3 protein-coding genes are annotated in these 16,193 nt (G+C 62.9%); all 3 read right to left on the reverse strand.

Annotated elements, in window-relative coordinates; genetic code table 11:
- Positions 1-28 precede the first annotated feature (28 nt).
- The 3 genes from ACVJGD_RS20000 to ACVJGD_RS20010 all read right to left on the reverse strand — a co-directional run bounded on the left by ACVJGD_RS20000 (position 29) and on the right by ACVJGD_RS20010 (position 16,044).
- Positions 29-2,392, reverse strand: a complete 2,364-nt coding sequence (locus ACVJGD_RS20000) for a TonB-dependent receptor (RefSeq protein WP_456635955.1) — start codon at positions 2,390-2,392, stop codon at positions 29-31.
- A gap of 372 nt (positions 2,393-2,764) precedes the next feature.
- Entirely contained in the window at positions 2,765-3,913 is a 1,149-nt protein-coding gene (locus ACVJGD_RS20005; RefSeq protein WP_456635956.1) for an amidohydrolase, read from the reverse strand.
- A 392-nt stretch (positions 3,914-4,305) separates the two neighbouring features.
- Complete coding sequence (locus ACVJGD_RS20010; RefSeq protein ID WP_456635957.1) at positions 4,306-16,044, reverse strand: filamentous haemagglutinin family protein; 11,739 nt, start codon at positions 16,042-16,044, stop codon at positions 4,306-4,308.
- Positions 16,045-16,193: the final 149 nt, after the last annotated feature.

Raw genomic sequence — 16,193 nt, forward strand, 5'->3', positions numbered from 1 at the left:
TGACGGAGGTCTGCGACGTCGCGCAGTCTCAGAAATTGAACGTCGTCGACACCAGATACGTGCGCGGAGCGGCGAGCGTGATGACGCCGCTATAGGCCGATGCCCAGTAGGCCTCGTTGAAGACATTCTCGACACTGGCACGAACCACGATCGGCTTGCCGTTCCAGGGATTGGTGAAAGTGTATCGCGCGCCGAGATCCACCCTCGTCCATTCCGGCAGCGAGAGTGTGTTCGTCACGTTGACATATTGCGAGCTGGTGTAGATCACCCTTCCGGTCAGCGTGAGATCGCGCACAAATGGCAAATCCCACTCCGCATTGATGTTGGCGGTGACGGCCGGCACGCCTATGGCTGTTCTGCCATCGGTGAGACCGCCGGGCGTGCTGACCTGTTCACCTCGGATCAAGGCTACGCCGCCCAGCAACCGAATCGCGGGCGTGATCTCGCCGAACACGTTGAGTTCCACACCGCGGTTGCGCTGCTCGCCATTGAGCTGCTGCGAGGGTTGCGGAAACCCGGGCACCGCGATGATACTCGGCTGAGAGATTTCGAACACGCTCATAGTCGTGGTGAGGCGCCCCGTATCGATCTTCACGCCCGCCTCGACCTGTTTGGTCTTGGCGGGTGGAAACACGGTTCCCACGTTGGAAAACGCGCCGGACACGACAACCGGTGTCTGAAGACCTTCGATGTAGTTCGCATAGAGCGAGATGTTTTCAATCGGTCTTACGACGATCGCGTAAGCCGGCGTCCATACCGAAGCGTCGCGCTCCGGCCTGCTTAACGCGGGCGTAAGAAAATTGTTGACCTCGCTCCCCGCGGTCTGACGACGGACGCCGACGGTCACCTGAACCCGCTTGTCCAGGAACGACATCGTATCGGCAACGCCGACGCTCCAGAGGTTGACACCCGTGATCTGATTGGCGCCGAGCGTCGTGAAATTGGGACGAGGAATATTGGTCGGCTCGGTATACAGGTTCCAGAAGATCGTGCCGCCGCCCGGAGGCGTCAAAATCCGCTGCGTATAGGTTCGATCGTTGATCGAGTAACCGACATTGAACTCATGATTGATCGGTCCCGTATCTGCGTTGATGCGGACACCGGCTTCGCCGGCAAAGGTCTCGTACGTCTCTTTTCCGGTGAACGGATTCGACGCCAGGCCTCCCAACTGGAAGCGTCCCGGAGGTGATGATGCGGCGCCTGGCACGGCGTTGGTGATGATCGGCGAGGGATAGGCATAGTTGATGTTGCTGTCGTGATAACCAAACGACGCGTACGCGGTCATCCAGTCGGTGAGGTCGACCTCGCCTCTCGCGGTCGAGAAGAAGTCCGTCGGCTCATAAAATGCCCAAGGTACCTGGAAATTGGTTCCAGCCTTCGGGGGTGGGGGAATGAAAGTCGTGGTTGGAGCGATCGTGAAGAACCGTAACGGCGGATTCAGGACGTCGGCCTGATAACCGATATCGACCGCCATGCGCGCGTTCTCGCCGCGGTAGTCAAGGCCCAGCACCACGTTGCCAAGTTCGTCGTTCTGGCGATTCCAGGGCGTATTGCCGTTCCGATAGGTGCTGTTCAGCCGAACGCCCCACTCCTTGTGTTCGCCATAGCGCCGACTGACGTCGATGGCCTCGCCGAACTGCGACTTCGAAGTGTAAATTCCTGTGAGCTGCGTAATATCAACGTCGGGCGCATGCTTGGTGAGGAGATTGACGCTGCCGCCGACCGCGCCGCCGCTTGCGACACCGGTGCCTCCGACCGTCATGCCGTTGAGCACGGCGCTCGGCCCTTTCAGCACTTCGACCCGCTCGATGAAGTTCGCACCGGTGGAGTAGCACGGTGCGATTCCGTAAAGTCCGTTCAACGCGTAGTCGCAGCTATCATAGTAGAAGCCACGGATGAACAGGCTGTCGGCGCCACCACCTGCCGCCTGGATCACCCTGACCGAAGGATCGTTCGCCAGGACGTCGCGAATAGTACGCGCCTGCTGATTCTGAATCAGCTCCGCCGTGTAGTTGGTCTGGTTGAACGGCGTATCCATCACGCTGCGATTGCCAAGAAACCCGAGGGTTCCGCCTGTCGCAACCTGCCCGCCGGCATAGGGAGCCGGTGGCGCGCCAAGCGTACCCGTCGAAGGCGTCACATATGGAACCGGCTCAGCCCGGCGAGGAGCCGGGGCAGCAACGCGCCTTTGCCCGCGCGTCGTGGACGTCTGCGGCCGCTGGCTCGTCTGCCGCACCCTTGATCTCGTTGGTGCATCTACAGTGACGGGTGGCAAATTTCCTTGTGCGAATGCTTTCTGACTGTCCAAAAAATCCAAGGAAAGCGCGAGATAGCTCGCCGCTCCCAGCGCAACAGCGCGCAGAACATTTCTCGCCCCGACGTCATACGTCATGCCTAAACACCCCCAGGCAACTTGCAGGTCCCGGATTCGTCCTAACACACGCTTCTGCAGGGGTGGAGAAACGCCCAATAGAAATGGTCTAAGCTCGCGATGCTCCTGCGACAAATTGCTCGCAGAGTCTATTTAGCTGCAGCGAAACAACATCATACGTTCTTTGAAATCGTTCTAAAGAATATGCGCCATGCGCGCCTGAGCACGAGTGGTCTATGATGACTGCGTGACCGAAAGTGTCGCACACCGTTCTCGGCAGGAGATTCGGGAATTCTTTGCAGAATGCCCGGGAATTTGTGGCAGTCACATGTCCCGACCGGCTTCCAGCGACTCAGCGACAAAGCTCGTGTGTCTTCAAATACCGTACGGGCTTCAACCCAGCAGATCCCGCAACGTGCGCATGAAAACTCTCGAGCCGATTCCGATCAGTTCGTCCGGAAAATCATAATTTGAATCATGCAGGCCTGCATGGTCCACGCCAGCGCCCAGAAAAAACATCGCGGATCTTGACCGCTGATTGAACAGGCCGAAATCCTCCGATCCCCGCAACGGAAGTCCCTGCCCCGAGTATTCGATCTCTTCCGCGTCCAGCGCGCTCTTCAGGCGGGCGACCGCCTCCGGCGCGTTCATGCAATGACCGAACACGTCACGATAGACGATATCGGCTTCCAAACGCTCGTTCTCCGCGATACGTCTAACTAGTTGTTCAGCGCGCAAACGGAGACTTTCCATCCTTGCGTCCGTCAACGTTCGAAGTGTCAGCCAAACTTCGGCGTAACCTGGCGAGATGCCGAACGCCGGCTCTCCCAGCCGCGCATGGGTCACCGTGACCATCGAGAACTCATGATCGAGCTCTCCTCCCCGTCCCAATCCGGTGATGTCGTTCAACAGCCGGACGACAGCTCCTTGCGGAGAAACGCCCAACTCCGGATTTGATGCATGCGCCGTTCGTCCGAACAGCTTGATCTGCATGCCGCGTGACGCGCAATTGACCAGGCCATCGGCAATAGCGACATGTCCCAGCGGAAGACCCGGCAGGTTGTGCAGGGCGAACACAAAATCCGGCTGCACTTGATCGAACTTCTTATCGGCAAGGACAGCCGCGGCACCTGATCCATCCTCCTCTGCCGGTTGAAACAGCAGTACGGCCTGTCCGCACCGCGGGCGGCTTCGACCCAGGCCACGCGCGACGGCCGCCAGAATCGTCATATGGCCGTCGTGACCACATAAGTGGGCTCTTCCGGGCACCATGGATCGATACGAAATCTCTGATGTCTCCTGGATCGGCAGTCCGTCCAACTCGGCGCGAAGCATGATCGTCGGACCAGGCACATTGCCCCTGTAGATCGCGAGCACACCATGCCCACCGAGTTGCATTACAATATCATCAGCTCCCGTTGCCCGAAGAAACGCCTGCACCGTTTGCGCGGTCTCTTCTTCCTGTCCCGACAATTCCGGCTTGCGATGGAGGTTGCGTCGCCAGACAATCAGTTCTGCCAGATCTTGTTGGCTCAGAAACATGGGCTCTCACCTTTGAGAGTTACGCTGGGTCGTGCGAGGTTCGCTTTTCGCATAGCGTACTCACGAGCTCAAACGTGATAGGCTGGAAAATACCCAGGCAAGGTAGCGCAGGTAGAACCTCTCCATCGATGAGCGCCAACCGTAATATATAGCCCCCCGCTCTCGACCCAGGGCTATCGCATATGGCTGTTTGGTGGCTGTGAACGAGGCGGGCCTCATGGTTCGAGACGCGCCGCAAGCGGCGCTCCTCACCATGAGGGTCTAAGATCCCGCCGCGAAATCAGACCTCATCCTGAGGAGCACGCCCAAGCGTGCGTCTCGAAGGATGGGCCGCGAAGGGACCGCCCACCAAGTTCTATTTCATATGCGATAGCCCTGGCTCTCGACCGATCTCAGCGTCCAACCCGTTTGCGTCTCTCGTCCGCCAGTTCCCGAAATTGCTCTTCCGTCAGACTGCCGGCGCCGACGATCTGATAGCGACTTTGCGGGTCCTGGATCTGGCTGCGGCGTTCTTCGTCCTGCGGGCGCCGTTGTTCCTGATGGTTGCTGCCATCATCGCCGCCGCCGAAACCGAGGAATTCGACGAGGATGAGTGACGGCTGCGCGTCAGCAGTTCCCTGCTGAGGCGTCTTCGCCTGTTGCGACGCGGCGCCGGCGGTGTTGGAGGCGGCCAACGCGCCGCTGACATTCGGCGCCTGCACCGTCGGAATGCCGGTCGCGGAGCCCTGCACCTGGATATTGCCGGCATTGATGATCTGCAGCGCGGCAAGGTTGACGTTGCCGGAGACGCGAATACCCGCCTCGCCGGCATCGATCGTGCCGAGCGGCGCAATCAGATCGATGTCACCGGGCGGTACTTCGGGGATCGGGTTCAGCGTGGCGATGCCTGCGCCTGAGCTCGGCGCCACCGGCGAGAGCACTACACTGCCGTACTTGTCGTAGGCGCGCCGTGCCGGGGTGTACAGGACTGTGGTCTTGGCACCGCGACCGGCGTTGATGTCGCCTTCGGCAGACCAGGCGAGGATGTCGCCGCCGAACGTGGTCATGATGCGCGAGAGGCCGAGCAGGATGCTGCCTTTCGCGTAGATCTGGATGTTGCCAGAGCCCTGGGTTATCACGCCAGCAGTCGCCGGCGGCGCCTGGCCCTCCACGCCGATGATGACCTGCCCGCCCGGCGCGATCAGCTGGATATCGCCACCGAAATTCGTTCGCACACCGGAGCCGCCGAACATGATGATATCGCCCGCCCGCTGGATGGGCTTGCCGCTCTCGTCCTTCTCCGCAAACAAGGTCGCGATCATCTGGCGGCCGCGCAGGTAAGAGCCATAGCGCGAGCTCGATTGATCGTTGTATTCACGTCCGCCTTCACGCAATTCGGCGAAGTAAACCTGGCGCAGGAAGACGTTTTGCTGCTCGGCGGCGAGTGTCGCAAAAAACGCCAGCGCTTCCCCGGTCGTTCCCGCGAAGCCGTAGGACTCAGAGAGCCAGGCGGCCAGCTCGGTGGTGTAAACCTTGGCCACCTTACCGGGCTGGTCGGCGAGCGGCACTCCGCCTTGCGCCAGGTTGGCCGGGTCCAGATAGTGCGCAGCAAGCGCGGCGTAGTCCGGTTCGGCGGCGCCGACGCCGGCCTGCACCACAATCCCGGCGCCGGGCCGCAGATCCCCCGGCACGAGAGGGCCGATGCTGGTCAGCGAACCATAATCGGCCTGATACACGTTGTGTCCGGCAGAGACGAGCAGCGTGCCGGGTCCGGCGATCCGATAGTTGGCGAAAATGACGTCGCGACCAGCCGACACGATCGACACGTCGGTGTCCCGGTTGTTCAGGATCACACCGCCGGTGTTGAAGATGTCGCGCCCGGCGCGCAACCAGGTTTGCTTGCCGGCGACGTGATAGGTGGTCAGACCCGCTTGCGTCTCGCTCTGGCCGGCCTGGAAATTGGCGATGTCGCCCGTGACGGCGTAGAAGCGCATCGGCTCAGGGTCGTCGAGATGCAGATTGCTGAACGGTGTACCGACTCCCATGCCGACATAGCCTGGGACCTGGACGTGTTTGTCACCCTGGCCATTGATGGAATTCCAGGCCAGGAATTCCAATCGCCCGACCGGCGAAGGCAGCAGATCGATCGTGCCGGAGAGCAGGATGCTGCCACCCGCCGTCGTCACGGAGAGCGAGGGAACCACCGACTTCGACGAAAAATTCTGCCCAGCTGGATTGATGTCACCACCCGCCGAGAACAGCGTTGCGCCCGTCGTATCCGTCCACAGATCCCGGACCGCAAAAACATCGGCCACGAGATCGGTACGGCTGTCGGCAGTGACCGAACCATCGCCGAGGTTGAAGGTCATCCTGCCATACATGGCCGACTTGTAAGACGCGAGCGGATCAATGGGACGCGGATCGCCAGACCGCGGCAAGGGGAAGCCAGATTCGGGGACGCCATGGGACGCCGCAACGACAGTGCCGATGGCGGCGGCACGAACATCGATATCACCGCGAAGGTTGGTGAGATCACCGTACAATCTCTCGTCCAGGTTGAGATTCATTCCCGGATTGAGGTGGCCGGCGATATCCACCGTCAATGTGCCGCCGCCGCTGCGGACGATCGTGCCGCTGGCGTCGGCGCGCCCGCTGCTGCCAATCGCTGCCGACAGCCCGGCCGAGCTCGTGACAAACGCGTCGCCGATGCTGCTCTCTCCAGCGTCTCGGCCGGCGCGCAACACCACGTTGCCGCCGCCCAGCGCGCCGATGCCGGCAAAGCCGCGCATCACGAGCGATTCCGAACCGACATCGTAGGTTCCGAAATTGATGCCCCAGCTCCCTTGCTGGCTCCACGACCAGTTTTCGACGTCCGAGGACAGCACAAGATCGTTCCAGCTGAACTGGTTCAAGACAACACGGCCACCGAGGTGTCCCCTCGCCGCCAGCAACACGTCGCCGCCGTTCTCGGTGAAATAGATACCGATCGGGTTTAGCGCCGCCTCATAGGCCGCATAGCCCGGGCCGAGCACGGTGCCGTCGCTGCGGGTTTCGCGCGCAAGGCCGCCGACGGCTGTTCCGGCCGTATAGACACCGAACAGCGACTCCTGGCGGTAGTCGCCGGCGGCCATCAGTTCGAGATAGCCGGTACCGGTGCGCAATACGCTCAATGCCTCCTGAGCGCCGTCAATCCCGGTCCCGTGAGGATCCTTGAGCACGAGGTTGCCGGCGGCGAGCGCCGACTGGACCGCACGCGTGTCGGCAGCGCCGAGATCGGCGCCAGCCACGTAGCGCATCGACCAGGAAAGCGAGCCTGGCGCCAGCATCGGCGCCAGCGCCCACATTTTGCCCTGCCGGGCCGACGTATAGGTGATGTTCGCCTGGCTCGGGTCGCCCGAAACCGACAAGACCGTGCCGGCAGAGATGTAGACCGTACCCCACAGCACGCCATCCCAGATCGGATCACCGGGATTGTATACGTAGAAATCATCACGGATTTGGCCCGAGACCACGACGGGCTGAGCTCCGGGAAAAATAAAGCCGTTCCAGCCCAGGGATTCCTGATAGGGCGTCGTGAAAACGAGGTCCTGGGCGACTGGCTGGCCACCGAGCAGCGTGACCGTCTGGCCGGGGAAGCGGCCGTCGTCGGGCGTCGCAGGCGGCGGCGCGAAACCGTCGGTGATGCTGCCGTTGATATTGAGGTTGCCGCCCGCGCGCATCACGACGACGCCGGGCTCACCCGAGCCGCGCCGCATGGGATCAGCATTCGGACCGTAACGATAGCCGGAGAGGTCGAGATCGCCGACGACAGTGATGTCGCCCGCAGCGGTCAACTCGACGCCGGGCCTCAAATGGAAGGCATCGCCATAGGCGGTGAGCCCGGAGAGCCTGCCCAGCAATGCGTTGTTGGCCAAGGCTGCATTGATAAAGGCCGTGCTATCGCCGTGGATGGTCTCGAGCAGACTCTGGTTGACAACTCCGTCGACCAATTCGTAACGGCGGAAACCATTGACCGCCATGCTGGCGGCGCCCCGGATGTTGAGCGGACCGGCAGCGTCGATCGCGATATCGTTGGCGCCGGCCCCCGTACCACCGGCCCCGCCGCGGCGCTGCGCGTTGATCTCGAGCTGCCCGCGCGCCACGGCATCGGCTGAGCGCAAGTCGATGGTGGCACCTGCAGCAAGGCGCACCGTTCCCTGCGCAGACGTCAGCTCCACATGACCGCGGTTCGATGCTTCGATCGGCGCGCCGCGGCCGTCGACCTGCAGCACGGAGCCGTGCGCGTCGAGAACAGCCGTGGAAGAAAGCACCAGATCGTCGCGCGCGGCCAGACGGATGATGCCGACCTTTCTGCCACTGGCGTCGATCCGACCGTTGACCGTGAGACTGCCGCCATCAACCGAAATATTCACCTCGCCGGCGCGGACCTCGTCGCCGATCACGAGGTTGCCGGTCTTGGTGACGAAACTGCGCGAGCCGAAGAAGCCGCCATCATTCAATTTGACATTCAAGCCCGCGAAATCGGAAAGGCTGCGAGCGCGGCCCTCGAAGCTGCCGGCCTGGAATCCGTCCGCCGCCATTCCCCGCAGAGTTCCGCCGAATGCGAGCGTCCCATTCGTGCCCAAGGCAACCGCCTCAATCGAACCGGCAACATTGTGAGCGGCCGAGACGTCGATCACTGAGGCCACGGCCTGCGTGATCTCGCCGTCGTCGCTCTGCATCACCAAGTCGCCACCCCAACTGTGTTTGGTCACGTCGAAGAACGTGATCGAGCGGCCTGAAAGATCGAGCGTCGCGCGATCGGCAAGCGCAATATCGCCCGTGGCCTTCAGCTCGAGCCGGCCGCTCGGTAGTGCAATCGCGGTGTCGATTGTGATTGCGCTGCCGTCGAAGCGAAGCTCGCCGCCGAGACCGTTGACAGTCGCGGTGTCTGCGACCCCGCCCCCCGGCGCGCGCGCCGTGATGGCGCCGCCGGCGGTGTAAGACATGAAGCCGCCGGCTGCCGCGGTGAGCAGCGGCGTTTTGATATCGAGATCGCCGCCGGCATAGGTCTGCGCATTGGTGCCGGTGTGGTAGACCGAGAGCGTACCACGGTCTTTGGCGGTGATCCGGTTCGAGGCCGCCAGATTGACGGTCGCGAAGCCGAGTGCAAGACGATCGAGTGCGGTATCGTTCTGGTTACGCGCGTAGGGATCGTAGCCGAACACGATGTCGCGCGCGTCGACCGTGAGCGTACCATGGCCTGTTCCCGGCCCGCCGGGCCGCACCGCGCCCGGCGGCAGACTGACGAACGGATTTGCGGACGTGCCCACGCCGGTCGACACGCCGTTCCAGATCAGCGTGTCGACCGCAAGCGTGGCGGCATCGCTCTGCCCACCCCAGCCATAAACGGCGGGCGTATTGAGCACCAGCACGGTGTTGCCGCCGTGCCGGCTGCGGGTATCGAGTGTCACATTGCCGAGGAAATTGAGCGAGGAGCCGACCGTCAAGGTCAGGCGCTCGACCTTGGCGAGCGCCAAGTCGCCGGGCGTAAGCAGCCGATCGAGTGTAGATTGAGTCAACAGCCAGCCAGAACCGAGCGCACCAGCGGCACTGGCGGCAGCAAGGGACGCGTCCGTTCCAACGTTGATCTCCGGCAGGCTGAATGTGAGATATCGTGTATTGAGCGCGACGTCGGCGCCGAGATTGAGTGCGCGGCTCGACGAGACCGCGATGGTGCCGAGCGTGCGAAGCGCTGCGCCATCTTCGATCGTGACCGTACCCGTCGCGCTCGTCACCGGCGGCAGGAAATTCAACCATCCATTGGCGACGGAGAGAATGGCGTTGGCCGCGGCGATGTTTCCATTGATCGAATTGGCGAAAATATAGCCGTCGCTCGAATCGAGAACATTCGTGCTGCCGCGGGTGGTGTCGAGCACGGCTCCATCTTGGACCTGGATGGTGTTCTTCGCCAGAATGAGGATCTGGCCGGCTCGCAGAACCGCGCCGGGGCGGACATAGACATTGTTCGTGGTGGCGGAGAAGAAAGTACGCGCACCCTGGCTGGTCGAATCTCCGGCACCCGAATAGTAGGTATACTGGCCACCGACCAGCAGGGTGCCGCCATTGAAGCGCGACAGGTCCTCCGCGTCGATCGACGCCATGCCGGACGTTGCGGCAGCGCTCGCGGCCTTGAGCTCAATCGAGCCGGTTCCGACGACGGCCACAACGCCGGCACGGCCGTCTTCAGCGGGATCAAAGAGCGCGGTGCCGTCGAAAGACAGGACCTCACCCGACGCGGCCCCGAGGTCGAGCTTGAGGACCTGGCCGTCGATGGGCAGCCGCGGCCGTGCCAAACCGAACGTCGCCGCATTGGCGATGACGAAGTCGCTATAGCTCGTCTCGTTATAGTGCGAATAGGTCCGCACGCTGCTGGCCGGAGTAAGAATGATCTGGCGCGGTAGGGCGGAGCGGAGGCCGGTATTGGCGATGCCGAGCGTAGCGGTGGTCACATACGAACCATTGCCGACGGCGGCCGGCCCAAACGTGCCTGTCGCACTCGCGCCGATTTCGACACGGTATGCACCCGGAAGCAGAGCATAGGTCGACGGCAACAGCGTGTAGGTGCCCGCGGGCAGACCGCCGGTCGGCTGCGTCAGCGTGATCTGCTGGCCGACCAGCGGATCCCCGGCCCCATTGTCGGGCGCTAGCGGCGCATAGTTGCTGGTATAGCTGGGGACAAGGGTGTAAACGCGATTTGATGCCTTGCTATAGGAGTTTGCGGGGTTGGCATTGACGAGTGGCGTCTCGCGCACGTCCACCGAACCGCCTCGCCCGCTGACGAACCCCGCGCCGGTGAGTTCTCCGCCGCCGGACAGGTCGAGCACCGAGCCAGGCTCGGCGACGATGCGATTGCCTTTTAGCGTGACGCCCCGAACCTGCTGTCCTGCCGGGCCGACTGAACCGAGATCGTCGAAAACCACATCGGTCCCGTTATATTTGTAGGACAGACCATCGGTGGTTCCGCCATACGGCACGATGAGTCCGGCCGCGCTGGTTGAGGTGATGCTGCCGCTACGCAGGGTGACAGTAATGGCAGGCTGGGGCGTATAAGGATCGGTACTGAAACATCCTGCGCAGAGTGACGCAACATCGCCCAACACGACGCTTCCCAGCGGCGCGCGCACAATACCGCCCTGGTCGATCGTCGTCGCTACCAGGCCCAACACGCCAAAGACAGATTGGGGAAGCGCGGGATTGGTGCCATTGCCCCGAATGGTCAAAGTGCCTTCCGCACTACGGATGATGCTTTGTAAATGCTTCGTCATGCCGGCGGCGATGGTGGCGACGGCTCCCGTGGTCGGATAGAGCTGCGCCGCCTCGATCGTGATGTCACCGCCGCTGGCAAGAGCTCCGCTGCCAAAACGGACGTCGCCACGGCTGACGAGCTCGAACGAAGCGAATCCGGGAGCATCGATCGTGTGGTCGATGAACGGCGCCGGGTATGTACCCGTCTGGTATTTTCCGAAGAGGCCGGAGAAGACCCGATTGCGAATATCGATCAGATCGGCAGAGACCGTAAGCGTGCCACCATTGGTGTCCGACGGCTGCCAGATGCCCGAGACTCCCGGATAAGCCACGCCGGACTGGATCTCGATGTCTGTCGCGCCATCCAGGAGCACATAAGGCGCCGACAGTGAAACACGCGCTTCAGGAGTCGAGGGCGCCACGGACAACGCGCCGCGATAAAACGCGAGGCTCTGGCGTGTGGACAGGCTGACATTGCCTTCAAAGCGAAAAACATCGCGGCTCCAAAGTGCGAGATTGTCGAAGCCTCCCTCGACCACTTGCGACGTGCTCACATAGGCTTTGCCGTCGACAAGCGCGGCATCCGTGGCACGCGGACGGAGATCGGACGGCAGGGAACTCGCAACGCGGTCCTGGGTGACGGTGAAGACGCGCGGACCGGTCGCGGTCGCGGCATTGAAGTACAACGGTGTTTCAAGGGCGAGAGTAAGATTACCGCCAGCGGCGCTGACGCCGCCGGACGCCGCGCGCATCGTGCCGTCGATATAAAGTCCGGTCTGCGAGGCAATCAGGATGGAGCCGCCGTTGCTTGCCACATCGGCAGATTGCCAGGCCGCCGTCTCGCCGGTGCCGACCAAGAGATCGATCGCCGCGTGCGTGCCGGACGCATCGAGCACGGCGCCCGGCCGTATGATGACATGCGACTGGGTCGCCGGCAGCGTGCCCTTGCTGTCTCGCGCGAGCGACGCGATACCGATATTGATCGAGCCGCCATCGCGGACGATGCCATAGCGGCGTCCCTGCGCATCGACACCGCTGACCGGCCGCGCGGCAACATCCAGCACCGCGTGATCGCCGATCCAGATCGACTCGCCGGCAAAGCCGATCTGTTGATAGTCCGTTGAGCCGAGATCGCTGCCGATGGTGATCGTGCCGCCCGCGGCCGTGATCGCGCCGTCGATTGTCGTTTGCCGCAACGCGTTCAACGTGACCGAATGGCCATCGTCGACCCTGATCGCCGAACCCGCGGCGAGCACCATGCCTTCCGCCGACGTCAAGGACAGGTCGGCGCCACCGCGTTGTGTGACGCTGCCTTTCGCACGGTTATCAAGGTAGAGCGGCGGCGTCCAAACCTCCATCGCAGTCGATGGATCTGCGTTGGTCGGCGCACTGAAGCTGGCCGATGACAATCGATAGACCGGCATCGTGACATCGAGTTGCGCGCCGGGCGCGACGAGCAAGCCAGTATTGCCACGGATGTCATACTTGGAAAACCCGGTCTGCAGCAAATCCGGCTTGAGATACTGAATCGGCGCCACTGCCACCGATCTGCCCATGACCGCGCCAGCACGAATGATCGTCCCGGCAGAAAAGACCACGTCCACTGGCGCGGGAACGCCGGCGCTCACGATCACCGTCGTCGGGACGATGGGCATCCCATTGGGAAAGACGTTGGCCGGAACGACGTAGTCCAGCGGGAAGAACTGCGTGCCATTGATGAAGCTTATCGTCGATCCAGCCCGGATGACAGGCTGGCTTTGCGCACTCACGCCCACATACCCCCTACCCACCACATAAATAGAGTAGCTGACTGTTGGCGATAGCGAGGGCGGAGGAGTCCAATCAGCCGCAAGGGTCAAAGGCGTCGTAATGTAGGGAGCCGCGCCGACCGGTTGCCCGGGAGCCGCCACCGTGAAGGTGCGCATGTAGTCGGCAGGCAGGATCTCGCCGGCGCGGACGCGAAACTCCTCCAGGGCCTTAAGGTCGACCGGCGCCGTCTCGCCGGCACTCAACACGCCGTTGGTCTCCAATACCTTGCCACCAAGCACGACGGTCGCACCCGATCCCAGGGTCAGTGTCCCGCCTCCTTCGACACCGTAGCCGCGAATGTCGCCGTCCAGCGTGAGCCTGCCGACCTTGGGCGCCACGCCGGTGACGACGACGTCGGCCTTGAGCGTGATGTCTCCGCCGCGGCCGCCCTTGAAACCTCCATCGCGCAGGATCGCGCCGCCCGACGACACATCGATCAGGCTGCCCGCGGCGACGAGCACGTCGCCCGAAGACACCAGGTGAACGTCACCGCCATCGATGAAGGCCTGCCTGCTCTCGCTTGCTGGATCATTGCTCGCATTCACCCACAGTCCGCGCGTATCGAGCTTCGCCCCTTGCGCCAGCGTGATGGTCGAGGCGCCGCCGTTTGTCAGCACTTGCGTCAGCGTCCCACCGACAGGCGAGCGCGACGTGAAATGGTTGGTCGCCGTAATCTCGCCGCTGCGGGCGGTGACGTCGGCCTTGATGTCCACAGCCGGCGCAGTCAGCGTGACCGAACCGCCATCCGCAACCGATAGTGGCGCATCAATCGTGATCTTGCCGCCGGTCGCGAAATCGATGGCGCCGAGTCCCTGCCGGTTCAGGTATTGGGCATCGAACCAGGCGGTATTGGTGCGGTCTGCCGGCGGCGAGACGGCCGCCAGATCGGTGATCATCACATTCGTGTTGTAGACGCCTGTGCGGCCAAGCGCCGTGTACTGACCGAGTGCAAGTGTCCCGGCGAGCGGCACGGTGTTCTGCGAGAACTTGTAGCCATCGGTGACGCCGTCGGGACGCGCCTCGATCTGGCGCTGGCCCTGGATCACATCGGCCACGATCGTGCCGGCAAAGACCGCGGTCGGCGTCGAAAGAACAAGGCTGCCGGCATCACGCCCGACCGTGTAGCCGTCCTCCCAGCGGACGCTCACCGCGCCTTTGCCGAGCGGGTTTGCCCAGGTCTCGGTGACGTTCCAACGCTCGTGCTTGCGCGTGAAACTGCCGGCAACGCCGTCGAGCAGCACATCGGCGCGCGCGTCGCCAATGTTATAGATCCCGCCGTCGGCACCACGGAAATTCGTCGTAAGGATATAGCCTGCCTGATACGTGACGGCGCCGCCGGAGATGTTGAAGACGGAGCCCTGCTGCGCCATCACTTCCGTCGCAGAAAGCGTGATAGTGCCGCCAAGCGCAGTCCACTCCCCGACCGTGTGAGCGGTGTTGTTGAGATAGCCCGAGACTTCAAGCAGCCCGCCCGGCGTGTAGTAGCGATCGGAGGCGTAGCCGCCGGTACCCGCCGGCACCAGCACGAGATCGCGTATGTCGATCCACACATTGGCATTCATCAGGTTGCCGCTGTCACGATTGGCGGGCGCGTCACGGAGCTCGTTGCCCTGGACATTCACCTTGATGTTGTTCGCCGACATCGGCAGCAGCACGTTGCGCACGCCGGAGACGTCGATGGTGGCGCCAGTCTCGGCGGAGATGCGCTGGCCCGCCGAGACCGCGACCTGTCCGCCTTGCGCCATCGTGGTCGAGCCGTGCTCGAACAGGACGTTGCCGCCAGTGACGATTTCAATACGCGACTGATCCTGTCGGTCCGCCAGTTTGGCAAGATTATCGAACTGTCCGAAATTCGCCTGCGCGCGGAGGCGGTCCTGCGTTGCCGACGCCGCGATCAGCGCATCCCGCTGGCTGTTGAGCGCGGTCTCGTCACTGTCGAGTTCCGGCAGGATGGTGGTGACACTGGCATTGCCGAAGACGATGCTGCCATTTCTGTCGGCCGCCGAATTCAGAAGATGAATGGTGCCCCGCGTATTGACCGAAGTGGTCGAGACCAGGGTCCCGTCCTGTGCGATGATGCGCCCGGCCAGCGTGATGTCGCCCTGCTGGCTGAAGATCAGACCCGTGTTGATGACACTGCCGCTCGTGCCGCCAGTGGAAATCACCGGAGCTATCTCGCTGCCCCTCGTTGTGGAGAACTGATTGGCATCGGTGCCATAGCCAGGCCGCAGGATGAAGTCGTTGCCGGCCGCGAGCAGCGCCTGGCCCTTCGGCGTGGAAATCGACCCTGCGTTTTCAACATTGTTGCCGAGCAGCATGATGAAGCCGCCGCCCTCTTGCACCGATTTTGGCGCGCGCGTGGTCAGCTCGGCGCCGGCCTCGACTGTCACCGATCCGGCCGCGCCGGTGAAGCTCGGCAAATAGGTGCCCGAGGCCTGCTGCGAATAGATGCCGCGATTCAGGAACTGGTCATCGGTGATGTCAGCGGTCGCAGCGATCAGCGCGCCCGCATTCACCTGCGAGGCGCCGCCGAAGATGATGCCGTTGCGATTGATGATGTAGACTTGTCCGTCAGCCCTGATCTGGCCGGCAATCTGCGACGGACGTGCGCTCGGGTCGACCACGCGGTTGAGCGCGACCCAGGAACCATTGCCCTGCTGATCGAAATTGACCGTGGTCTCCTTCCCGACGTTGAACGTGGTCCAGTTGAGGATCGCCTTCTGCTGGGTCTGCCTGATGTCGACCTGGGTGCGGCCATTCACCTGCGCCTGCGTCGGCAATTGCGCGCCAGTCCACACGCCGGGTGACGTCCCCGCGCCCGGCGCGACGACCAGGCCACCAGGAGCAAGCCCGTTCGGGATCGCACTTTGCGTCTGCGATGCGAGATTGCGCGCGGCGCTCTGAGCCGCCTGGATGGCCTGGATCGACTGGGTGGCGCGCTTCAGCGCATCGCTCGCCTGCTGAGCCGCCTTTGCCGCGTCCTGCGACGCGGCTTGCGCAGCCGCCGCCGCTGATGGCGACGAGCCGCCGAGCGGACGAGCATCGGCTCCGGCCATGGCTCCGAGGAGAGCAGCGGCGCTGACGCCAGCAAGCAATGCTGAATGAGCGCTGGTTCGGCGATGACGAAGTCGAAGGGCCGTGGTCTCGACAGACATGGATACGCTCTCTCAGGCAATCGTTCTCGGCGGGGCAGCACGCGAATGCC

The organism is Bradyrhizobium sp. USDA 10063 (genome assembly GCF_054063735.1).

What these genes read in the sequence shown, in the direction of transcription:
- ACVJGD_RS20000 (WP_456635955.1), bottom strand. Translation starts at nt 2,392, where the DNA reads ATGACGTATGACGTCGGGGCGAGAAATGTTCTGCGCGCTGTTGCGCTG.
- ACVJGD_RS20010 (WP_456635957.1), bottom strand. Translation starts at nt 16,044, where the DNA reads ATGGCCGGAGCCGATGCTCGTCCGCTCGGCGGCTCGTCGCCATCAGCG.
- ACVJGD_RS20005 (WP_456635956.1), bottom strand. Translation starts at nt 3,913, where the DNA reads ATGTTTCTGAGCCAACAAGATCTGGCAGAACTGATTGTCTGGCGACGC.